The organism is Butyrivibrio sp. VCB2001 (genome assembly GCF_000423965.1).
Classification (GTDB): domain Bacteria; phylum Bacillota; class Clostridia; order Lachnospirales; family Lachnospiraceae; genus Butyrivibrio.
In genome coordinates, this window is the sequence record NZ_AUIZ01000005.1 from 77751 (window position 1) to 100358 (window position 22608).

Genomic DNA, 22608 nt, shown 5'->3' on the forward strand with positions numbered 1-22608 from the left:
ATCTGTTTTATCGTGCAAGCCTGTCCTCAGGCTCTACCATCAATTCGTTGTACTTCATCATGAAGACGCCGTCCCTGTAATCACCTATGTTTACAAGGTTCTCCTTGCCTTCAAGGTTATTTATGATCTGTCTTGGGAAGTTGACGCCGCACTCGTAGGCGTGTGGATATCCTCCGCCAAACCTTGGGTTAACCTCGGACAGGTACCAGGTGTCATTATCTTCATCGTAGAACAGGTCGATATCGATCATTCCGCGATATCCCACTGCCTCCACGAAATTGGCCAGTTTCATAAAGAGTGTGTCGCACTTGCAGGACACGGACTTGTCTGTCTCGCCGGCTCTCATCTTGATCTTCTTTTTCAGGAAGATGGATGTGCACATGCCGGTTATCATATCGATGTAAACATCTGCGCCGTACTCCTGCCCCTTCATGTATTCCTGGATCATAAGGCCGTCATAATCATGGAAAAGAGCTGTCAGCATCTCTTTTGACCTTACTTCGTTAATGTTAAGCGATGCGCTTCCCTTCTGAGGTTTAACAAAGATCGGATAGTCAATCTCTCCGTCTGCCCTTGATGCCTCAAAGGATTCGATGGATGCAAAGCATCTTGCTGTGGGGATTCCAAGCTTCTGGAGCATATCGTACATCCTGAACTTATCAAGGCTGGTCTCGCACAGCTCATAGGAGGATACGATAGGTGTGGTGCCGATCTCCAGAAATCTATCTGCATTCTTGGCAAGAAGAGAAAGCTCAGGGTCTATAAGACTTAATACTCCCTTTATCTCTTCCTTTTTGCAGATCTTAAGGACCTCGTCAAGGTAGGCGGGATCGTCAATCCTTGGGACGATGTAGGCCTTGTCCGCATCATAAATAGCTGGCCCCAAGTTGGAGCAGTCGGTTGCAATGACCCTGCCTGCCATCTCACGCTTAAAATACTGAACAACCTTATTTCTTGTTCCTGCACTAAGAATTAAAATGTTTGTTCCCATATTCAGCCTCCTTGATCATTTTTCCAGTTTACCTGTCTTTTCAAGCCTCTCTTTTCTTATCTGGGCAAAGTTTCCTTCCGTTGCGTTTGTATCCTCAGCCACCTGCTCGAAGTGTCCAAACACCGTCTTAAAAGTCATTGCGATGACCTTCAGATCCATTAAGAAACTCAGGTTCTCAACGTAAGTAGCATCCATTTCAAACCTGGTGTCCCAGTCCACGGTATTTCTGCCGCTGGCCTGTGCAAGTCCCGTAAGTCCCGGCCTTACTGTGTGTCGGAGCTTCTCCCTCTCTGTATAATAGGGCAGATACTCCACAAGAAGCGGCCTTGGACCTATAAAGCTCATATCGCCCTTAAGTATACAAAACAGCTCCGGCAGCTCATCAAGACTGGTCTTTCTGAGGAGCTTACCAAACTTTGTAAGCCTGTCCTTGTCAGGAAGAAGCTTTCCGCTTGCATCCTTCTCGTCAGTCATGGTCCTGAACTTGTACATGTTAAAAATCTTTTCGTCTTTGCCGGGACGTGGCTGTTTAAACAGGACCGGGCTTCCGAGTTTAACCCTTACCAGGATCGCAAGGATTATGTAGAGCCAGCAAAACAGTACAAGTATCACCAATGATATTAAGATGTCCAATAAACGCTTAAAAAAGTGTTTATACATTATGCGAAACACCTCTTTACTATCTCAATGATGACATCCTGCTGTTCGGGAGTCATCTTGTTGTCACTTGGAAGGCAAAGGCCTCTCTCAAAGATATCCATTCCGACATCAAGAACTGTGCCCTCATCGATATAGGCATTACTTCTTGCTCTACCGCTGCCTTGTCTTGTAATAAAGCCGTTCATGCGGTAAATGGGCTGCATGTGCATCGGTTTCCAGATAGGTCTTCCCTCTGCGTTGTACTTGGCAATGGTCTCAAGGATCTCTGTAGGACAGCTCTTGCCTGACTCTGTCACATAGAGAACATCTCTTTCGCCCCTTACCTGTTTGCACATGGCATCTCTGTCTATAAGCAGGCATGAGAGCCAGAAATTGGGCTCTGATGCGGATGCATCAAAAGGATTCATAACAACAGGAAGGTCCTTGAATCCCTCTTTATATCTCTCGTAAATGGCCTTCTTCTGAGCAATATGCTCCTCGAGGTGAGGAATCTGGCCTCTGATAAGCCCTGCGATGAGGTTACTCATTCTGTAGTTGTAACCAAGCTCCTCATGCTGATACCAGGGAGCATCCTCCCTTGCCTGAGTCGACCACTTTCTTATTCTGTTGGCGTCTTCTTCGCTCTCTGTAAGGAGCATTCCTCCTGCAGTTCCGGTGATGATCTTGTTTCCGTTAAAAGAGATAACACCTACATCACCAAAAATTCCTGTCTGCTTACCCTTGTAGGTTGCACCGAAGGACTCGGCTGCATCCTCAACGATAAGAGCACCGTGAGCGTCGCAGATCTTTCTTATTTCATCTATCTTACCCGGAGTTCCGTAGAGATGAGCAATCACAACCATCTTTACGTCGGGATAGATTTCAAATGCCTTTTCAAGAGCCAGAGGGTCCATGTTCCAGGTGTCGTACTCAGTGTCGATAAACACTGCTTCTCCACCCTCATAGGCTACAGGATTGACGGTTGCATCGAAGGTCATGTCTGAGCAAAAGACCTTTTTGCCTTCAAGCACTCCGTGGCCTACCTTGGGCTGTCCGTAGAGTTTCTCACCTGTAAGTCTTATTGCAAGGTGAAGAGCTGCTGTTCCCGTAGCAAGGCCTACTGCACATCTGCAGCCGATCTTCTCAGCAATCATCTCTTCAACTGCGTTGATATTGGCACCTACTGTAGAAAGCCAGTTTGTATCATAAGCTTCCTGAACATATTTCATTTCATCTCCGTGAGTTGTGGGAGATGCAAGATAAAGCTTTTTTTCAAAGGGTTTAAGTTCCATTGATCTCCTCCGTGGTCTTTTGAAGGGCCTCTTTTCTCTCTCTTGTCATTGTGTATCTGTGTACGTCAGGATGATAGGTCTCAACGATCTCTTTAACCAGATCTCTTATCTCAGGAGATTCTTCTCTTGCAGCCTGATTGAGCTTCTCAAGCTGTGAGAAGAACCTCATCTCGTCCATCTCGATGGGCTTTCCGATGTGGATCATCTTGTTGGCTGTATCCTGAAGTCCCTCCTCGTCCATGAGCATCTCCTCGTAGAGCTTCTCACCGGGACGAAGGCCTGTAAATTCAATCCTTATATCCTCTCCAACCTTGTAGCCCGAGAGCTTTATAAGGTTCTCTGCAAGGTCAAGGATCTTGACGGGTTCTCCCATATCAAGAACGAAGATCTCTCCGCCCTTTGCAAAGGCACCGGCCTGAAGCACCAGTGAAACTGCCTCGGATATGGTCATGAAGTATCTGATGATGTTAGGGTCTGTTACAGTAACAGGGCCTCCGGCTGCGATCTGCTTCTTAAAGAGCGGAATAACCGAACCGTTTGAACCAAGTACGTTACCAAATCTTACTGCAACGAACTCTGTATCATAGTGCTTGTTGAAGGTCTGAACGATCATCTCACAGATTCTCTTGCTGGCACCCATGATGTTGGTGGGGTTAACTGCCTTGTCTGTGGAGATCATTACAAACTTCTTACAACCGTTACTTGCTGCAGCCATAGCTGTCTTCCAGGTTCCGAAGACGTTGTTCTTGATGGCCTCATTCGGGCTGTCCTCCATGAGAGGAACGTGCTTGTGAGCTGCTGCATGATATACGATGTCAGGTTTATATTTCTCAAAGATCCTGTTGATCCTCAAGGTGTTACGAACTGAAGCGATAAGGACCACAAGGTTCATATCGGGATATTTATATTTAAGCTCCTGCTGGATCTCGTAAGCGTTGTTCTCATAAATATCAACGATGATAAGTGTCTTCGGGTTGTGGCCTGCTATCTGTCTGCAGAGCTCGGAACCGATGGATCCGCCGCCTCCTGTTACCAGTACAACCTTGCCCTTAACATAGCCTGCGATGGAATCTATATCTACTGAGATAGGATCTCTTCCAAGAAGGTCCTCTACCTCTACATCACGAAGACGGGATACGTTAACTTCGCCGTTTACAAGCTGATACATTCCCGGAAGGGATCTCAGCTTACAGTTTGTGTTCTTACAGATATCAAGGATCTTTTTAAGCTCTGCCCTTGAAACCGAAGGGATAGCAACAATGATCTCGTCGATATCGTAGAGATCTGCGCACTCCTCGATTTTCTCTCTTCCGCCTACTACGCGGATTCCCTGGATGTATTTGCCCCACTTGTTGGTGTCATCATCAATGATACATTTGATGGACATGGTGGAGTAGTTGCTGGTAAGGATGTCCTTGATGATTATGTTGGCAGCTTCTCCTGCGCCGATTATCATTACAGCCTTGGAGTTGTTGCGGTTCTCAGCCATGTGCTTCCTGCTTCGAAGGAACCTGTAGGAGAACCTGCTCGCGAAGATAATGGTGATGAGAAGGAAGGTGTAAAGGAAGTAGCAGCTCTGTGGAACCGGCTGTTTATCCGACTTAAAGAACTGAAGTCCGATAGCATTTATAACACCCGAGATCGTGCAGGCCATTACCAGGTTCTGCATCTCCCTCTCGCCTGCATAAGCCCAAAGGCTGTCATACATCTTAAACAGGTAGAAAATAAGCAGTGTGATCAGAATGTTTATGGGCAGGAACGTGGTCACGGGAGTCAGGAAGTGCTCCGGTATCTCAGAGAACTTGAACTCATATCTCATAAGGAGTGAGACGTAGCTGGCCATTATCACACTGAGTATATCGTAGATGATAAGCCCTACTCTTCTATAAAGTTTTGCATAGTTAAATGGTTCTTTTTTCTTGTTCATATCTCTTTTGCCTTAAAGGTAATCGGTGTAAGCGCGATCATTAAAGCCACCGTCATTGGATTGCAGTACTGGAATACCCACTCTGAAACACCTGCAACCATAAATCCGATGATCACTGCGCAGGTGATAAGAGACAAAGGCTCTGTTTTCCTGTTCTTACTAAAATATCTGATGCTTGAAGCAAGGGCCACGATAATGGTAAACAGGAAAAGAATTCCTACCGGAATACCATGGTCATACGCAACCTGAAGATAAGTATTGTGGGCATGAACAGCGATCTCTCCGTTTGAAAGGGTCGCACCCATCTCCTCATGTCCCCACATGTTGAGCTGCTGAAGGTAGGACTTTGCTATGGAGATACGTCCGTTTGAAATAACGTCGAGGATGTTATCGGTATCGACATATCCTTCAAGCTCATCAAGGAGCATTATTATCTCTGCTCTCGTCATCATACTTGATGCAAGCAGTGCGTCTGTTTCAGGCGGATCTATCATGCCGGATTCCTGGTTTGCAGGGTTATCCGGGCTCTCGTCATAAGGCCTTCCGTAGTAGTCATAGAGAGGCTCTCCCTTGCCGCCATCCTTATAGTTATATGGATCCATAGGGTACGCATACACGCCTACATCCATTCCAAGAATCTTATTCTCAAAGAGATTTACAAATCTCTCAACACACATAAAGTTGGTGCTGTCCCAATGTGCGCCGCCTCTTATGAACTCATCCGCATCATCAATTGGGTAAAATACCGGGTCAGCAGCGATGGTCGGAAGGATCCTCTGCAGTGTAAACGCAGCAGGGAAAGCCAGTATCACTGACAGGATGAGGACTCCCAGTATCCTGAGAAGCTGCTTTTTGTGGTAGGAAATAACCACGCAGATCACAAGGATAGTGCTCACAGCTATTGCAAGATAAGCTGTTCTTGATACGGTAAATATCGCATAGGACATGATAAAGCCAAAGAGTGTGATCTCCTTCCAGGCAATGACTGCAATGTCTTTTAACTTAGCATCATTTGGAAGTGAGATGATCTTGACGATCAGCATTACCGTGGCAGTAGCTCCCATGAAAGTGAGATACTCAGCAGTTACGGTAACTGTGTGGAATATGAATGCAAATCTTCCGCTGACATATCCCGGGAAATATCTGTGAAGATAACTAAAGGCCAGTGAAATGGCAAAGTTCATCATAAATCCACCGGATAATATCTTGTAGAAGTCACCTCTCTTATCCCAGATAGCAAACCTCACAAAGAGGAAGAATGCAAAGACAGCCAGATATATAGGCCACATCCTTGTATTATTCAAAACCGCCATGGAGATAAGGAGCACTCCCAAAACTATTCCAAAGAATGTAGGAACGACAACCTGTCTTTTACTGTGCTCTGCACCGTACCTGATCTCTCTGGCCTTAAGTATTATCAGTCTTATAAGGTTGAGGACCAATACTCCGCCAAGGACCACGATTATGATGCCATACTTTAAGACGGCATTGTGAAGGTCGTACTCCTTCTCATCAGGGGCGAGTTTGTGCAGGTTGTAATAGTGCACGCCAAATATAGAGGAGCCCAGTATCCATACGAAGTTGTAGAGATTGAAGAACTCCTTAAGGGAGAAGGTAAACAGGAGCATAATAAGAAGCCAGATGCTCATCCTTCTCTCGGAAATATAATGATAAATGTCATACAGGTCATTCATGTATGCCGATGCATACCAGAGAGCCATGGCCATGGAGAACATGATAAGGACATACTGAAGTCTGTGTTCGTTCTTGAGGCTCTGCCAGAAGGAAATACCCTCCTCGTGAATGATGACCTTGTGGTTTATAGCATAGAATACTATCGCCGCAGCAATGATAAGACCTATCTCGTAAAAGACAATGTCGATAGCCCTGCTATCAAATACCTTCAGGGGGAATACCATTATCATGAGTGCACCGAAAATGAGCGCTGCCACAGGGTTTGCCGAGCAGGCCAGCACCTTCTCAACGGTAAGAAGGCTGTCTTTCTCAGGATTCTTTTTGTAATAGAAATCCGAGCCAAAATAAACGGCTGCAGCAAAGAGTGCTATTCCAAGTATTATTCCAAGAGAAACGCCCTTTGAAAGCGGCAGTCTGTAATTATACTTAGCTGCCAGATGCATTCCTTCGACCTTGGCATAGTCCCAAGTCAGATCGCCGACATAGGCGGAATCAGCAGGTATGTCCTCAAATGCCACAAAGTACTTGGATCTGCAGTCCGCAAGCCTTAACGAATACTCTTTACCAACCTCCACGTTGATCTCCATGGGAATCCTGACATATCCGGGAATTGTAAACTCTTGAGTATCGGTGTAAGCCGAAAGCAGGATTACTCCGTTCTCATCACACAGATATGATGTTATGTATCTTCCCTTATCAACGTTTGTAACATAGACATCAACTGAACTTAATCTGTCATACTGGGCTATAAAGCTCTGGTATATCTTGTTGTGCTCATAATTTATTCCCTCTGATTCAGAGACGATGGTTCCGCCACCTGAAGTTTCAAGAGTCTGGGTAAAGACTCTTATGGGGAAGATTAGTAGTATTCCGATCAACGCAAAAATAAGCGTAACAATCTTTATTGCTCTGCTTTTACTGATTACTTTTCTCATATTAAAACCTTTTCCGGCGCAAAATTGTGCATCATAGTATGATATCACACAAATAGGGCTTAATCAAACGACTTACTGCGCCTCTTTATCGGCCTTTGCAGTCACCACTAAAAGTGGCATGCACAGCCACAGGTACAGGACATACCTGACAAGATATGTAGGCCCAAGGAGCACTGTACAGAAAGTAAGTACCATGGGCATAAACGGCAATATATTTCCAAATCTCTTTTTGTAGAGCCTGTAAGCGAATACGAACATATAGATGAACACATATAATCCCGGGCCAAAGAACAAGTGAAGCACCGGTGCATCCTGCTGGAATGAGCCGATGGACAGATACCTGTAGAGCTTATCAATGGCTGGGATAAGGCTCTTTCTCTCTCCCGGGGGCTCTACCTCGTAGCCAAAGTAAGAGCTGTCCTCGTAGGTAAATGAGTAAACTGAATTTCCCTTGTAGACATTTATGATTGCCGGCGGATACCAGTAACCATAGGAAGTAAGGAGCCAGGCATTGACGTAGGCTATAGGGTGCTTTTGTAGCTGCGCTTTCCACACGTTCCAGAAGTCTGCGCTGTTCTGCTCGTAGAGCTCGTTGTTAAAGCCAACCTTCACAAGGTCTGAAACTCTGGGTATGTATTTGTCCAGGTTATTCTTTGGTATGTAGCTCTCTATAAGCTCTTTTTCCTGAGCTGAGAGACTATCGCCTTCATAGGCATAAACTCTTGCCAGCTGCATGATCGGTACTGTAAGCATCTCCTGGTGGTGTGTCCCTTCAGTGTGGCATACTGCGGACAAAAGCCCTGAGAATGCCAGATAGAGAACTACCGGTGCCACAAGCATACCGATGAGCATGGGTTTTAAGCTCTTTCTGAAATAGATAAGAGCAAAGGGTATAAATACCAGATATGCATAAAAGCCGTTGTGCCTGAACATGGGCATGAATACCGCTGTCAGAACAAAAGCTGCTATCTTCTTTTTGTCAGATAAAAAGGCATCAGGGCTGCTTACAAGCTGAATCAGAAATACTGTCAGCAGAAGGAGCAGCGCCGAAAACAGGCCGTCCTTACAGGAACAGAGCGTGTACATGACTATTGTCGGGAACAGTCCATAGTACAAAACCCAGAGTATTCTTGATTTCTTGCCGATTCCGCGCTTTTGAAGGTAAGTAACCACATAGGCAAAAATAGCTGTTATCACCAGCATCTGCAGGAATATGTAAGCGAAGATTCCCACATTCCAGGAGCCTGAAATCTTGTGGAACAGAGCTATAACTCCGCCAAGTAACAGGACATGGAGCAGCGGATGATGGGTGGTAAAAGACCTTGTGAGCACCTCGTTAAGCTCATCCTGAGCGTCGTAAACAAAAAATCCCGGAAATTCTGCCAGCATAACAGGAATACTTAAGGCTATCATGGACAGGTAATTGAAAAGAAAATCTTTTCTTGTGACTTCCACATCTCCTGTGCCCTTGGGAAGGGTGATAAAGCCAAAGAGCTTGCCACCGTTGAGTGCGCTGTCGTAGTTTCTCCACACATACCTTGTGTCGATAGTGAAGATCAGAATGAACATCAATAGGATCGACAGAGCATTTTTGTCACTTAGATTAATGGCATCTGCGCTTTCTAGCTGATATCCGAATATTAAAAAAACACTTGCTAAAACGCCAAACAAGCCTGACATAAGCCAGGCCATTTTTGCATCCTTATCTGGTTTCATCGCGGGTAGTCTCCCTGATAACGAACTGCGGATTCTTATTCTGTGATATATAGAGTCTGCCGAGGTACTCTCCTATCATTCCCAGCATCAGCATAATAGCACCGCCCATGAACACTACTGCGCTCATGAGAGCCGAGAATCCGATCTGCACATCCGGCAGGACAAACTTCTTGATAACGGTGTAAATTCCGTAAATAAAGCCCAGTATGGCAAATATAGCTCCGGTCACGGTGGCGATCCTGAGGGGCTTTATGCTAAAGGCAGTAAAGCCGTTGATCCAGAGAGCAAAGAGCTTACCCAGTGTATATCCGCTCTGGCCGACTTCCCTTCTTCTGTGGGTGACATCTACATTTACGATATTTCTGGTGGTGCGAAGGACAAGACCTATTACGTAAGGGTATGAGCTCTCGTACTTGACCATCTCATTGACAACAAAACGCTTTACAGCAAAGTAACTGGACACATAGAGGTCTTTTGGCTTACCGAGCATGACAGAAGCCATCCACTCATTCATGGCGGTACCGAAGTTCCTGAAGAGGTTGTGCTGCTTGTGGCTGTATCTTGCATAGGCAACATCTGCGCCTCCTTCAAGGGCTGCTATAAGCTTATCCACTTCATCTGCAGGAGTCTGTCCGTCGTCGTCAAGGCAGACAATGTAGTCTCCGGCAGTAGCATTTAAAGCTGCCATAATGGCTGCATGCTGACCGAAGTTCTTGGCAAGATTTATGCCAAGTATGTTTTTAAGCTCACTTTTATCTGCAAGCTCACGGATCTTGCCCCAGGTGTTATCCGGTGAACCGTCGTTTACCAGGATTATCTCATAGGAATAAGAGGCCATCTTCTTCATGGTCTCTTCAATTTCTGTGATAACTCCCTCAAGGGTCTGTTCTGATCTGTAGCATGGAATGCAAAAACTGATTAGTTTCTTAGGCATTGATTTTGCTTCCTCTCCCATCTATAAACTCTTTTCCATTATTATCATATCATCTTTTTGACCATCACTGCACAATACATCGGGAACATCCGCGGTTTTTACAAAGCCCGCATGATTGTAGCTCCTTATGGCCGCGATGTTTGAGGCAAAAGCCCGAAGGACTGCCTTCTTAAGTCCCAAAGTCTCTTTTGCATATTCAAGGGCAAGTACTGCTGATTCTTTGGCATAGCCCTTTCCAAGGGCATCTTCTTCACCGATGTAGATTCCGTATTCAGCCTCGCCTTTAGCCTTATCAATTCCGTGGAAATGAACGACGCCAACGGGTCTTGGAATTCTTCTGTCCGGCCTGTTTTCACAGATGATGAACTGAACAGCTTTTCCGGTATCTATATTCTTTTCTTTCCAGGCCTTCTGGCCGCCTACAGTAAAGTCCTCACGATATACGTGGTTCATACGGACTCTGTCCTTATTACGCCACTCCACGATCATGGGGATATCATCTTCGTCTGACAGGCGAAGGCTCACCAGATTTCCCTTTTTTACAAATTCATAGTCTTTCATGCATTTCTCCAATCAGTCTGCGGATGTTACCTTATACACATAGAACACATCTGCCACTGTATCTATCTTCTCCAGCTCTGTCTCAACTCCCTTATCCAGATAATAGTCAGAGAGCCAGTCAATTCCTGAAGATTCTTTAGTTATTACATAAACGCCATCGCTCAAGATGGCATCATGCATGGAGGCAAATCCAAAGGCGCTTATCTTGTCGTAGTAAAGAGGACTCTTTGACGCCCAGCCTCCCATGAGATCGTGGTTTGCAAGGCTGTTATCCACGCGGTCAAACATCTTCTCCGAGAAGGTTCTCTCACCTTCATCTGTGGCTTTGACCGAAGTGTAGACATCGCAGAAATAGAAGGAATCCTTGTGCTGTGCAAAGTAGTCATAGAGCGCATCATAGTGAGCTCTCATCACATCCCTCTCAGCCATCTCATCCTTTATAACTCCAATCTGGTTAGGGATAAATGTTAGCGATATGATTGAGACTGCCACAAGCGGAATATAAGCATATCGTTTGTTATTTTTGCTCTCCATGAGGATCATGCCAAGGAGAACAAATATCTCCATAAGGTAGAGCGGATGTGTGATCCTGATCGGGTCTCTTCCCCTCATTATTATGTAAAGCCAAAGCGTGGTTCTGCAGGCAAACAGAAGAAGCACCGAGAACATGCCACAAAGCTTTTTGTCCGGCGCAAGGCAATAAATAACAAGCGCTGTTAAATAAAGCACCAATGCTATTATATTCCAGGGTGCATCCGTCATGGGATATTCATAGCTCTTTTGATAAGTTATATGTCTTAGTCTGTAAAGGTAAGAGACTGTGCTGGCCTTAAGGTTCTCCATAAAGGGAGTCTCATCTGTCTTTTGCCCTGAAGCGTAAGCTGCCACAGCCCACAGAGTATCCGCATTTATCTCATCATCTATTCCGTAGTTGTAGTTCACAAGAAGCTGCTGTTCAGCTTCTGATAGTCCGATGCTGTCGAAGAACTCCTTGTTCTCTGCATAATCCGGTATGTACTGGAAGTCGTAGAGCTCTGTTCTTGCGTCAAAGAGGTTATTGAACTCCTTCCACTCAGATGAAGAATAGCCTATCTTGTGGAGCAGCATTGAAACAGCAATTCCAGCGACTATGAAAACAAAGAGCTTTAAATACTTTTTGAAAAGGTCTTTTTGCATGAGCCATCTGGCAAAAATTGCCACGCCCACAATAGGAAGGGTCAAAAGAAGCATCTCCGACCTTATAAGGTATGCAAGTGTTATAAGAACTACCGCCAGTACGTGATCTCTTTTACCATCTCCCTCATGTGTCATGATAAGGAACGCTGCAGTTGCGGACATAAAGCCTACAGTAAAGGTGTACTGGACGAAAGCAAAGTGTGAGCCGATGGTTCCCAGCATAAACAGGAAAATGCAAAGGCCGGTTATAACCTTGGAAATCTTGTCTTCGAAAGCCGAAAAAGCTCGTTCAGACACGATATACACGCAAAGGAATTGAAGCGCACATAAAAAGATGCCATACACATCAAGGCCCCTGAATACCCTGTAGATAAGGGCAATCAAGGCGCTGATGGGATACAGCATCTGAATGTTGTGTCCGGCTGGAATCCCGGTGTAGGCTCCAGACAATATATCTTTCATGAGCACATCATCATTGAGGTCAAAGTAAAAGTCCCCAAAACAAGAAACAATCACAAAAACCCCCAGCGTTAATAACGCAGGTACTATGAAGTTCATACCCTGATGTGCTTTTTTCATACAAAGAGCTCCGTCTTACGTAAATTTGTAGTACTCCTTAACCCTTGTAACTACCTCGTCCAGATCCTCGTCGGTCAGCTTGTAGTACATAGGAAGACGCAGAAGTCTCTCACTCTCCTTAGTAGTGTACTTATCCTCTCCCCTGAATTCACTGTAGATAAGTCCTGCCTTGGCTGAATGGAGCGGTACGTAGTGAGAAGCAGGAAGGATATCGTTGCTCAAGAGGTAATCGATAAGCCCCTTTCTCTCCTCGAAGTCCTTACATTTAATGTAGAACATGTGGGCATTGTGAACGCACTCTTTTGGAACGTAAGGCAGTTCGATAAGGCCCTTCTCCTCAAGAGGCTTAAGTGCCTCGTAATATCTGTTGTAGTGATTTAATCTGTCGGCATTGATCTCATCTGCCATCTGCAGCTGAGCATAGAGGTAAGCTGCGTTCATGTCACTTGGAAGATAGGATGAACCGGGCATGATCCAACTGTACTTATCAACCTTGCCAAGCTTATAAAGGGTTCTGTTGGTTCCCTTTTCTCTGATGATGATGGCGTTATCAACATAGGTCTCATCGCGAAGAAGAAGTGCTCCGCCCTCGCCCATGCTGTAGTTCTTGGTCTCGTGGAAGCTGTAGTTACCGAAATCTCCGATGGCACCGAGAGCCTTGCCCTTGTAGGTTGCCATAACGCCCTGGGCAGCATCCTCGATAACAAAGAGATTGTGCCTCTTTGCAATGTCCATGATGGTGTCCATCTCACAGCCTACTCCTGCGTAGTGCACAGGAACGATGGCTCTTGTCTTTGATGTGATCGCCTGCTCGATTTTTGTTTCATCAATGTTCATGGTGTCAGGTCTGATGTCGACAAAGATAACCTTGGCCCCTCTGAGAACAAAAGCATTGGCAGTTGAAACGAAGGTGTAGGAAGGCATGATGACTTCATCACCCTCTTTGATGTCTGCCAGGATTGCTGCCATCTCAGTAGCGTGAGTGCAGGAGGTTGTAAGAAGCGCTTTTGTTACTCCTGTCTTTTTCTCGATCCACTCGTTGTCTTTTGCTGTGTATGGGCCATCTCCGCAGATCTTCTGGTTCTCCACACACTCTTTTATGTAGTCAAACTCTTTACCTGTGTAGGGTGGTACATTGAAATTAATACGCATAAATTATTCCTCCAAGGCCGGAACCTCTACCGGTCAGTCTTTTTTCTTAAACACGATAAGCTTGCTGATGATGTAATTAAGTACTATTACAATAAAGGTTGCTCCAAGTTTTACAGGCATCTCCGGGAACTTCATCAGTGTAACGAAGATAAAGATCAGGCCATCTTCAACTACAAGCGTAAACAGTCTTCCGGCGGTAAAGGATCCGGCCTGCTTGAGGAAGTCCTTTTTGTTATCAACTTTTCCGTCAAATACCCATGTTCTGTTTGTAAAAAACTGAAAAGCCACGCAAATAACCCAGTCGATAGTGTTATTTACGATTGGATTGAGGTGCATTACGCCCTCACCCATAAACCAGAACAGGAAGATGCTGAGGAAGAATGTGAGTCCTCCGAAGAACAGGTACAGAAGACCTTCCTTATATTTCTTGTAAAAAGGTTCGAATATATTCAGAACCGGCAGTGACATGATCCTGTCAAAAATATCTTTCTTTGGTGTTTCATTTGATTCCATTTTCATAACTCCTATTTGTTACTGCTAAAAACAATAAATCTATCATTCTCAAAGACCTTATTATAATCGTGATTAACAATATAGTCCATCAAAATGTCATATTTCTCATCTATATTGGCATACTCAGCAAGGTCTTTTCCCAGGATAACCGCAGGTGTATCCCCGGATGTACTAAGCTCCATAAGCTGATCGTCAAACTTGGATGTCGAATAGCTGTCAAGATCCGGCCATACGGTATCGATAGCAGGCTCCATATCCAGGATGTATGAAAGTCCCGGAACTCCGCCAAATAGAAGGACCTTGTCCTGTAAAAGACCTTCATCCTTGAGCGCAGCATACAGCTCATCCAAAGTAGCTGCATTCTCTTTAGTTGTCTTCATCCCCGAAACCTTCGGAATGCTGCAGTAGGCATCTCTCTTACTTCCATCCACAGCATCCATAAAAGCAAAGCTGAAATGGAAGATGATACCCTGAATGATCAGTACCGTGATGACCATTGATATCATGGCCTGCCAGGCGAAATGGTACTGAGCCTGTCCCACTCTCTGCATCAGCCTTCTCATGAGCCAAAGTGCCACCGGCGCAGCGATAAAAAGATTGTTGATAACAGGGAACGTGTAATTGTTGCTTCCAAGGGGCGTTATGAGAATTATCATAAGCGCCGCAAAAGCAAGAGTCTGCTCCTGCCTGCTTCCGTTTAAAACTCCCGTGCTTCCGATGATGCACAGGATCAGCGCGATGATAACAAACATCATGGCTGCCTGGAAGACGCTGTCATAATAGTGATAATTTCTTGTAAATACTCCTCTTGAGAAATAGAACTTAACAACTACGAAAAGCCCTGCGATGTACAGGATCTTTTTTACCAGAACATATCTGTCCGGAAGGAGCATGAACATGATGATTCCGGCAGCTATGCAAGGAAGCATGATAAACATGTCCGTGGCGGTATTAAAATACGCGTCAATGATGGAACTTAGCATTCCACTTGCTGTATAGTCAGAGGCCTTCTCGGTCATTCCAAAAAGGCTTCCTATCATCTCAAAGTAAGCACCGGGGCCATAGAGTCCCACAATTCCGATAAAGGGAATCAAAAGGCCTGCGATGTATCCGGCGATACAGATAAGGGTCTTTATCAAAGTCTCCAAAAATTTGCCGTGAGTTATAAATGCGTAGAACCACAAAACCAGTATCATTGCTGCTTCTACTACATTTGGAAAGCGCGCCATTACGCTCATTCCAAAGCATACTCCGGCAAGGACAAGAAAGATGTTCTGTCTCTTCCACTCGAAGATTCCAATCAGCAAAAGAAGTGTTCCCAGTGTGAAGAACAGGTAAGTCAGATAGTTGTACATGATAACCCTGGGGCACCAGCACAGGCTCTCTGCGATGAATTCACCGATGAAGATCATCCAGCCCGGCATCCACTTCTGCAGAAGATAATAGGGCAAAAGAGCTATCAGACTTATTACAAAGCTGCAATACACGCTCATTCCAAGCATTGTCCCTGCAAAGGGCAGGTGCATGAACAGCCTTCCCAGGACATTGCTAAGAAATGTGGACAAAGCCCACATGGGATCTATGCTTCCAAGAAACTCGTAATTGGAAAGGCCGTAGGTTGTGTCTGTTATATCCAGGCCCAAATTAAGGCCAATAAGCGGATACAAGAGAAGGATCACAGGAAATACGTACTTTTCCAGCGGAGCCTGGTACTTTTTTAAATTAAGGAAATAGCTTCTAAAGTTTCTCAATCCAGCTCCTCGTCCAGCTTTCTTACCTGTTTAAAAAGCCAGGTGTCATGAAGGACTCTTCCCACATAGTCAAAGATCATCTTTCTGATCCAGTCCACAAAAATACCTGCCAAGAATACAATGAGTATCGACCTTATCGCATGCCAGGCAAACAGCGGAACACTGTAGGTCGGAACGCTTCCCAATAGGCTTTCCATCCACTCTACCCATCTGTCCCTGATCTCCACATGCATATGAAGAAGATATACGCCAAAGGTAAGAGGGCCAAGGAACCTTACAACGTCGGCGGCCTTATTCTCTCTCATCTTGAAGAACCTGAAGAAGGAGAACAGTCCCAGGGAACCTGTCAGCGTAAAGAAGAAGTTCAGGTTAAAGGGCACTTCCTGGAAATGAGCAAATCCGCCCCAGTTATAGTTTATGTAGTAAAGAGATATGCTCATGGTTGCTATGATCGCACAGGATATCACAAATACCAGGGCGCTGTTTCTTGCGTTGTAGAAAAGAACCACATCATACTTGCGTATATACGCCGCTATGAGATAGAGGCAGATAAACCATCCGTAGTCATATCCGAACTTATCCGTAGGGAAAAGAACCGGAACCACACTCTTTATGAAACAGAACCAGGTAAGGAGAAGAAAGATCACTGCCCTCATCTGTTTTCTTGAAAGCTTCTCAACAGCTGCGTTCATGACAGGTGCAAGGATGTACATGATCACATAGGCTGTCACAAACCAGTAATGCTCGGAAGAAATCGGGAAGATGTATTCCACGATCTTGTACATGGAGTTATATCTTACTCCTGAAGATGCCCCTACAGCCTGCATCACAAGGGATATGATCAGTGTGTAGAAGTACACCTGACAGATCAAAGTGATGATACGGCTGAGTTTCACCTTTCCTTTTGAGAGGAAGTATCCGCTTATCAGTACATAGACATTAAGGCCTGTTATCGCAAAGGCCTCCATGATATTTGCAAATAAATTTACAGCTGTAGCAGGAATTCCAAGCTGAAGAAGCACCTCTGCGTGTATGTTGTAATGCAGGGTCAGGATCATCAGCATCGCAATGACTCGTAAAAGCTCAAAGCTTGGATTTCTCTTTTTTACAGACAAAGAATTACCTTCCATAACTCCTCCAAGGCCTTACTTAAGTGTGGCCTTACCCTCTCCAATACTGTAGATCATGTCGCACTTCTCAATGGTCTGAAGCCTGTGGGCGATAATGACTAAAGTCTTCCTTCCGTGAAGTCTGTTGATGGAATCCATGATGGCTGCCTCGGTGTCATTATCCAGGGCAGATGTGGCTTCATCAAGAACCAGAACCTCTGGGTCTTCAAAAAGAGCTCTTGCAATACCGATCCTCTGGCGCTGTCCACCTGAAAGACGAATACCCCTTTCGCCTATCTGTGTGTCGAGCCCCTCAGGAAGCTCTTTTACAAACTCATCAAGAGCTGCTTCCTTAAGTGCCTGCCAGACCTTGTTATCATCTATTTCATCATCGGGAACGCCAAATGCCACGTTCTTTCTGATGGTTGAATCCGTCATAAAGATTGTCTGTGGAATATAGCCTATGTTCTTAAGCCATCCCTGATAGTTGGTGTTTACGTCTACGCCGTCAGCCAGGATCCTTCCGTTCTCGGGCTCAAGGAGTCCAAGAAGTACGTCGACGATTGTTGTCTTACCTGCTCCGGAGGTTCCAACGATACCAACAGACTTGCCAACGGGTATCTCCATGGTAGCCTTATCCAGGATGAGCTTGTCTGTTCCGGGATACTTGTAGGTGATATCCTCCATCCTGATGGTCTTAGTCACAGGGAGCTTGGTAACTGCAGTCTTAACACGATAGTCATCGCTGTTGTAGGAGATTGACTCATCGTGGATCTCCATCTGGAGATTGTCGCTTACATTGTCAAGGAAAGGCTCAAAATATGCGATGGATGTCAGGTAGTTGTTGATCCTGTTGGCACTGGGCAAAAGACGCGCTGCAGCAGCTGCAAGGACAGTGAGCTGAGGAAGGAGCGTTGTGATGCTGGTTCCTGAGAGCATAACTACAAGCATATATCCAACCATTCCTGCGATGGCGATGGTTTCGATAAGAAGCCTTGGTGTTGAGTTGTAGAGATTGTACTTCTGAACGGCATTAACATAGCCTGCTCCGCAGTCTGCGTAGCCGTTGATAAAGTAGTTCTCTTTATTGGCAACCTTGATCTCTTTTATTCCTGTTACAGACTCGTAGATCCACTTGTAAAGTCCGCTGTAGTAATCCTGGTTATCCTGTCCTGCCTTGACCATTACGGGCTTGATGAAGTACTTGATGACAAGGAGCACGATAACAAGAAGAGTTGCTATTGTCAGTGTCATCCTGGCATCCTGACTAAGGAGGATAGCTACCAGGCAGACAAATACTATGATCTCACTGATAAGCTGAAGGCAGCTGAGGATCAAGGCGTAGAGGTTATTAACATCTGATGTGATGTTCCTCTGGATTACCGTTGTGTCAGCGTTTAGATAATACTCATAAGGACGCTGCATGAAATTGATCATCATGCGCCTTGAGGTTGCGAACTGATTGGTATATACAAACCGAAGCTGAACCACATTCATGAAATACAGGAATACGTTCTTGATGACAAAGACAAGAATCAGCGCCACCATTATAAGAGCCGCCAGCTGGGTTGTACTGCTTAGATTAAAGAGATTGTAGACGCCTGATAAGATCTTGCTCTCCTCTACCTTCTGGGGATCAATGACAACTTGCATAACAGGTGCTATCATCGCGATGCCCAGAGACTCCAGGACGCCACCGATGAGCATGAGAATTACTATGCCCACCATCTGTCTCTTTTGCTTCTTATCAAGAAGCACTTTTAATTTGCTGATAATCTTACGCATTAAGCTTTAGTTCCTTCCTGACAGACTGCTTCTGAGATCTCTGTAGAACCACAGCAGCCTGTAGTATATATAAAAGAATAAATGGGACTTCATCTGAAATCCTATGAGTTTCCTCTCCTCAGGATGTATCTTTTCCAAATAATAACGGTTGTTTTGAAAATTCGGAAAGGTCTCTTTCATCTCTTTTCCAAGAGCCTTGCAAAAATTATAACATCCTTTAATTTTGTATCTTTTTGGCATGGCTGAGAACAATGTGTTGACATAAAATAACACAGTGTACTGAAATTCTATCTCCGGAAGATAGTCTTCATAGTAGCCATTTTCCTTGGCCTCGGACACTATCATCCTTCCGGCTACCATTCGGTCCTCGAGGTTCTTTTTTGAAATACTGTGGACCGTTGATGAATCGTGCTGATAGTAAAAATAAAGAGGCTCCTGTATGTACTCAAAGTGCTTAGCTCTCGTCATCCAGGTGTTGCTGACCGCATTGTCCTCGTAGAAGATGTCTTCAGGGAAGATATCAACTTTATCCTTAGTTCCGGGTTCATAGTCCCCCAGGATAAGTTCCCTTTTATATACCTTGACCACAAGACTTCCGGTCTCGATAAGGAGCTTCTGGTATCTCTCTTTGTCCATGACTCCTGTCTGTTCAAAGTTATTGTTGTGGACGATCTCGCCGACCTTGAAGCTGTGTTCATGGGTCAGGTTGTAGTCACATCCCACCATATCGGCGCCGGTCTCTTCGGCCTTACCGATCAGCCTCTCATAGTAGTCCGGAACAACCCAGTCATCGGCATCGATAAAGCCGATCCACTCGCCCTTTGCCCCGGCAAGTCCTATGTTCTTGGCTCCGCCCTGATGACGGTTCCTGTCGGAGGCAATAGCAATAAATCTGTCAGGGTATCTGTCCTGATAGGACCTTAAGATCTCCAAAGAGTTATCCGTGGAGCAGTCATCTACAGCGATTATCTCAAAGCTCCCGGGCTCCATGGTCTGATTAACCAGACTGTCCAGGCAGTACTCCAGCTTTCCATCCGCCGCCATATTATAAACCGGTACGACAATACTTAGTTTGATCATATTCTCCCCGTAAACTTGCCTCTCAAACAACAAAGGAAGCATCGGCCACTTAAAGACCAGGTGCTTCCGATTAGTCTGAATTTCTGTATTTATCAGTGATCTACTGCTTCACTGAGTCTGTTTCTGATATCCTCTACACTCATCCACTCAGTGTTGTTACCTGAGCTGTAGTAGAATCCGTCGGGAACTCTCTTTCCGCCGGGAGCAGGAACGATCTCGTGAGAGAAGGAAACCTGAGGATATACGATGAAGTGCTTATCATACTCATAAGTATTAGGAGCATCTTCCTTGGTAACCATAACTTCATCAAGCTTCTCACCGGGTCTTATGCCAACTTCCTTGGTTCCGATGCCGGGGCACATAGCCTCAGCCAGGTCCTTGATGTTGAATGAAGGGATCTTGCTTATGAAGGTCTCTCCGCCCTTAGCCTCTGCAAGAGCCTTAAGAACCAGCTCAACGCCTTCGGGAAGGCTGATCCAGAATCTTGTCATACGATAATCGGTGATAGGAAGCTCTTTTTCCCCTTTCTCAATAAGGCTCTTGAAGAAAGGAATGATGGAGCCACGACTTCCGGCAACATTTCCGTAACGGACGATTGAGAAGTTGATGTCCTTGGAACCTGCGTATGCATTAGCTGCGATAAAGAGCTTGTCTGAAACCATCTTGGTTGCACCGTAGAGGTTTACAGGATCAACAGCCTTATCTGTAGAAAGAGCTACAACTCTCTTAACACCTGTCTTAAGTGCTGCATTTATTACGTTCTGAGCGCCGTTTATGTTGGTCTTGATGGCTTCATCAGGGTTATACTCACAGGCAGGAACCTGTTTGAGCGCAGCAGCATGAACGATGTAATCAACATTCTCGCAAGCTCTCTCAAGTCTTGCCTCATCTCTTACATCGCCGATAAAGAAACGCATCTTGTCAGCGTTATCCTTGTATATTTTCTCATTAGACATAGTGAACTGCTTGAACTCGTCCCTTGAATAGATTATGAGCTTCTTGGGATTGTAATGCTCAAGAACATACTGAGTAAAGCAGTGTCCGAAAGAACCTGTTCCACCTGTAACCAGGATCGTCTTATTATCAATAATTGATCTTTCCATTTTAACTCTCCATAAATATTGTTTTTATCTCATGACATTCATAGTCACTCTATATCATATACTAATGAGACGCAAAGGTCAAAAGAGCTGTTCCCATCACTTAACTTCATAGGTAGTCCACATATCTTCAGTAAATACACTGCTCATGGTGCTGAGCTTCTTGCAGCTGTCAAACAGATTCTCGAAAGCTTCTTTCTGAAGCTCGTCATCAGCTGCATAGAGAATGATCTTATCCGCACCGGTAACTGCCGGGTCTGTGATCTTAGCAAGGTTCTCCTCATCCATGTAAAAGACCTTTGGATACTCTAAAAGCTCATCCGTAAGCCTCCATACATTCTGAGGGGTCTTTGGATTGAACATGACCACCGCAACTTCATCAGAGTTCTCCGCAGCGTAAGCAATCTTTTCTGTATCCTCAGGATAGAGGAACAAAACGCTCTTATCGCTTAAATGTCCCTTTAGTAAAAGAGCTATCAGAATTGCTCCCATTGCATAGATGAGTGCTTTGTTGCCCATATCACTCAGAACGTAATAAACATCCATAAAGATCAGCAATATCAGAAGCGAATAGATCGGCATCTCATATCTGTTTGATGCACTTCCTACAAGAAGAGCAGTCTTTGATGTCAAAAGGAAATACCCCAGCGATGCAAGCGTAAGTATTATGATCTCAGGCCTTGGAGTCGTCTTTCCTTCCTTCTTTACCCTCTTTTTCGAAGTTATCTTAAGGAGCAGGCCCATAAAAATGATAAGTACAATTATAAGCAGGCCTCCGGCAAACACGAAGTCATTAAACAGCCCCGTAAAGAAAGATAGCCTCATCCAGGTATTAGCAAGGTCAAAGAGGCTTCCCGAAGCATCTCCTCCGCGATATCCTCCAAACATATGCCTGGGAGCTGACGGATATGTAAGGACCGCAAGTGCGAGACTTACAGCACAGCCGGCAACATATGTAAGGCCCATCTTTATGTCTTTTCTGAAAAAGACAATCCAGACGGTAGTAAGAAATCCGATTCCCACAAAGAAAAAGATGTAGAAGTACTGGATCAAAAAGCCGATGTAGGAGGTGATCATTATCGGAAGAAGGCTCTTAAGCACAAAGTCCTTGATCTCCAGGCTGTTGTTGTCAAAGTCCTGTATGAGCTTTATATGAAACAGCGCACAGGCGATCAGCGCTGCTCCGAGCCAGGCATACATTCTGATGAGCATATTGCAGGATACGGTCTGAGGATTGAGCCCCCAGAACAACAACACCGCCACCTCTACAGGAAGCGGAACCTTAAGCCTTTTCATAAGCAGGCAAAGAAGCACAAATGCCACCACAAAGGCCAGCAGGTTTGTTATAAGCCCCGTCCACTTGGTGAATTGTCCCGGAACAAAACTGCAGAGCGTGTGGAACAGGAAATAATAAAAGGGCGGATGCACATCCCAGGACTGAACCAGCTTGACCATTCCGTAGTTAAAGCCCTCTCCCGGCTTAACAGCAAACTCATCCAGCACAGATTGCCTCTCCTGCCACTCCCTGTCCGGCTGAAACAGTCCTATGCTTCTGTTACTTGAGTAGTAGGTATAGTATTCATCCTCGTGATATCCCGCCTTCTGAGTTCCGTAGAAAATGCTCAGAGCCAGCGAGATGATCAAGATAAAGCCAAATATATATTTTTTCATTA

Annotated in this window: 17 protein-coding genes; all 17 read right to left on the bottom strand. The window is 45.1% G+C overall.

Features of this window, described 5'->3' with window-relative positions:
• Nucleotides 1-7 precede the first annotated feature (7 nt).
• The 17 genes from G589_RS0107430 to G589_RS0107510 all read right to left on the bottom strand — a co-directional run bounded on the left by G589_RS0107430 (nucleotide 8) and on the right by G589_RS0107510 (nucleotide 22606).
• Nucleotides 8-991, bottom strand: a complete 984-nt coding sequence (locus G589_RS0107430) for an ATP-grasp domain-containing protein (protein WP_026521660.1) — start codon at nucleotides 989-991, stop codon at nucleotides 8-10.
• A gap of 15 nt (nucleotides 992-1006) precedes the next feature.
• Nucleotides 1007-1651, bottom strand: a complete 645-nt coding sequence (locus tag G589_RS0107435; RefSeq protein ID WP_026521661.1) for a sugar transferase — start codon at nucleotides 1649-1651, stop codon at nucleotides 1007-1009.
• A complete protein-coding gene (locus G589_RS0107440) occupies nucleotides 1651-2922 on the bottom strand; it encodes a DegT/DnrJ/EryC1/StrS family aminotransferase (RefSeq protein WP_026521662.1) in 1272 nt (423 codons plus the stop codon). The genes G589_RS0107435 and G589_RS0107440 overlap by 1 nt, the downstream gene beginning before the upstream one ends.
• A complete protein-coding gene (locus G589_RS0107445; protein WP_026521663.1) occupies nucleotides 2912-4849 on the bottom strand; it encodes a nucleoside-diphosphate sugar epimerase/dehydratase in 1938 nt (645 codons plus the stop codon). The genes G589_RS0107440 and G589_RS0107445 overlap by 11 nt, the downstream gene beginning before the upstream one ends.
• Nucleotides 4846-7479, bottom strand: a complete 2634-nt coding sequence (locus tag G589_RS0107450) for an O-antigen ligase family protein (RefSeq protein WP_026521664.1) — start codon at nucleotides 7477-7479, stop codon at nucleotides 4846-4848. The genes G589_RS0107445 and G589_RS0107450 overlap by 4 nt, the downstream gene beginning before the upstream one ends.
• Before the next feature lie 72 nt (nucleotides 7480-7551).
• Nucleotides 7552-9195 (bottom strand): DUF6020 family protein, encoded by a 1644-nt coding sequence (locus G589_RS0107455; RefSeq protein WP_026521665.1) that lies wholly within the window; start codon nucleotides 9193-9195, stop codon nucleotides 7552-7554.
• Entirely contained in the window at nucleotides 9182-10129 is a 948-nt protein-coding gene (locus G589_RS0107460; RefSeq protein ID WP_026521666.1) for a glycosyltransferase family 2 protein, read from the bottom strand. Before G589_RS0107460 ends, G589_RS0107455 begins: the two co-directional genes overlap by 14 nt.
• 21 nt (nucleotides 10130-10150) lie before the next feature.
• On the bottom strand, nucleotides 10151-10690 hold the full coding sequence (locus G589_RS21055) for a GNAT family N-acetyltransferase (protein WP_051192242.1): 540 nt from the start codon (nucleotides 10688-10690) through the stop codon (nucleotides 10151-10153).
• Between the two features lie 12 nt (nucleotides 10691-10702).
• Nucleotides 10703-12445, bottom strand: a complete 1743-nt coding sequence (locus tag G589_RS0107470; protein WP_155832510.1) for a hypothetical protein — start codon at nucleotides 12443-12445, stop codon at nucleotides 10703-10705.
• Nucleotides 12446-12460: 15 nt separating this feature from the next.
• On the bottom strand, nucleotides 12461-13597 hold the full coding sequence (gene rffA, locus G589_RS0107475; RefSeq protein ID WP_026521668.1) for a dTDP-4-amino-4,6-dideoxygalactose transaminase: 1137 nt from the start codon (nucleotides 13595-13597) through the stop codon (nucleotides 12461-12463).
• 33 nt (nucleotides 13598-13630) lie between these two features.
• Nucleotides 13631-14110, bottom strand: coding sequence for a GtrA family protein (locus G589_RS0107480; RefSeq protein WP_026521669.1), 480 nt, complete (start codon nucleotides 14108-14110; stop codon nucleotides 13631-13633).
• 11 nt (nucleotides 14111-14121) lie between these two features.
• Nucleotides 14122-15861 carry a hypothetical protein gene (locus tag G589_RS0107485; RefSeq protein ID WP_026521670.1) on the bottom strand — a complete coding sequence of 580 codons (1740 nt, stop codon included), beginning with the start codon at nucleotides 15859-15861 and terminating at the stop codon, nucleotides 14122-14124.
• A complete protein-coding gene (locus tag G589_RS0107490) occupies nucleotides 15858-16991 on the bottom strand; it encodes an acyltransferase (RefSeq protein ID WP_026521671.1) in 1134 nt (377 codons plus the stop codon). Before G589_RS0107490 ends, G589_RS0107485 begins: the two co-directional genes overlap by 4 nt.
• Before the next feature lie 15 nt (nucleotides 16992-17006).
• A complete protein-coding gene (locus G589_RS0107495; RefSeq protein WP_022768106.1) occupies nucleotides 17007-18755 on the bottom strand; it encodes an ABC transporter ATP-binding protein in 1749 nt (582 codons plus the stop codon).
• A 6-nt stretch (nucleotides 18756-18761) separates the two neighbouring features.
• Nucleotides 18762-19835, bottom strand: coding sequence for a glycosyltransferase family 2 protein (locus G589_RS0107500; RefSeq protein ID WP_242826431.1), 1074 nt, complete (start codon nucleotides 19833-19835; stop codon nucleotides 18762-18764).
• Between the two features lie 92 nt (nucleotides 19836-19927).
• Nucleotides 19928-20938, bottom strand: a complete 1011-nt coding sequence (gene pseB / locus G589_RS0107505; RefSeq protein ID WP_330366663.1) for a UDP-N-acetylglucosamine 4,6-dehydratase (inverting) — start codon at nucleotides 20936-20938, stop codon at nucleotides 19928-19930.
• 96 nt (nucleotides 20939-21034) lie between these two features.
• Complete coding sequence (locus tag G589_RS0107510) at nucleotides 21035-22606, bottom strand: hypothetical protein (protein WP_026521674.1); 1572 nt, start codon at nucleotides 22604-22606, stop codon at nucleotides 21035-21037.
• Nucleotides 22607-22608 lie beyond the last annotated feature (2 nt).

Coding starts and splice junctions, on each gene's coding strand:
- G589_RS0107430 (WP_026521660.1), bottom strand. CDS start 991: ATGGGAACAAACATTTTAATTCTTAGTGCAGGAACAAGAAATAAGGTT.
- G589_RS0107435 (WP_026521661.1), bottom strand. CDS start 1,651: ATGTATAAACACTTTTTTAAGCGTTTATTGGACATCTTAATATCATTG.
- G589_RS0107440 (WP_026521662.1), bottom strand. CDS start 2,922: ATGGAACTTAAACCCTTTGAAAAAAAGCTTTATCTTGCATCTCCCACA.
- G589_RS0107445 (WP_026521663.1), bottom strand. CDS start 4,849: ATGAACAAGAAAAAAGAACCATTTAACTATGCAAAACTTTATAGAAGA.
- G589_RS0107450 (WP_026521664.1), bottom strand. CDS start 7,479: ATGAGAAAAGTAATCAGTAAAAGCAGAGCAATAAAGATTGTTACGCTT.
- G589_RS0107455 (WP_026521665.1), bottom strand. CDS start 9,195: ATGAAACCAGATAAGGATGCAAAAATGGCCTGGCTTATGTCAGGCTTG.
- G589_RS0107460 (WP_026521666.1), bottom strand. CDS start 10,129: ATGCCTAAGAAACTAATCAGTTTTTGCATTCCATGCTACAGATCAGAA.
- G589_RS21055 (WP_051192242.1), bottom strand. CDS start 10,690: ATGAAAGACTATGAATTTGTAAAAAAGGGAAATCTGGTGAGCCTTCGC.
- G589_RS0107470 (WP_155832510.1), bottom strand. CDS start 12,445: ATGAAAAAAGCACATCAGGGTATGAACTTCATAGTACCTGCGTTATTA.
- rffA (WP_026521668.1), bottom strand. CDS start 13,597: ATGCGTATTAATTTCAATGTACCACCCTACACAGGTAAAGAGTTTGAC.
- G589_RS0107480 (WP_026521669.1), bottom strand. CDS start 14,110: ATGGAATCAAATGAAACACCAAAGAAAGATATTTTTGACAGGATCATG.
- G589_RS0107490 (WP_026521671.1), bottom strand. CDS start 16,991: ATGGAAGGTAATTCTTTGTCTGTAAAAAAGAGAAATCCAAGCTTTGAG.
- G589_RS0107495 (WP_022768106.1), bottom strand. CDS start 18,755: ATGCGTAAGATTATCAGCAAATTAAAAGTGCTTCTTGATAAGAAGCAA.
- G589_RS0107500 (WP_242826431.1), bottom strand. CDS start 19,835: ATGATCAAACTAAGTATTGTCGTACCGGTTTATAATATGGCGGCGGAT.
- pseB (WP_330366663.1), bottom strand. CDS start 20,938: ATGGAAAGATCAATTATTGATAATAAGACGATCCTGGTTACAGGTGGA.
- G589_RS0107510 (WP_026521674.1), bottom strand. CDS start 22,606: ATGAAAAAATATATATTTGGCTTTATCTTGATCATCTCGCTGGCTCTG.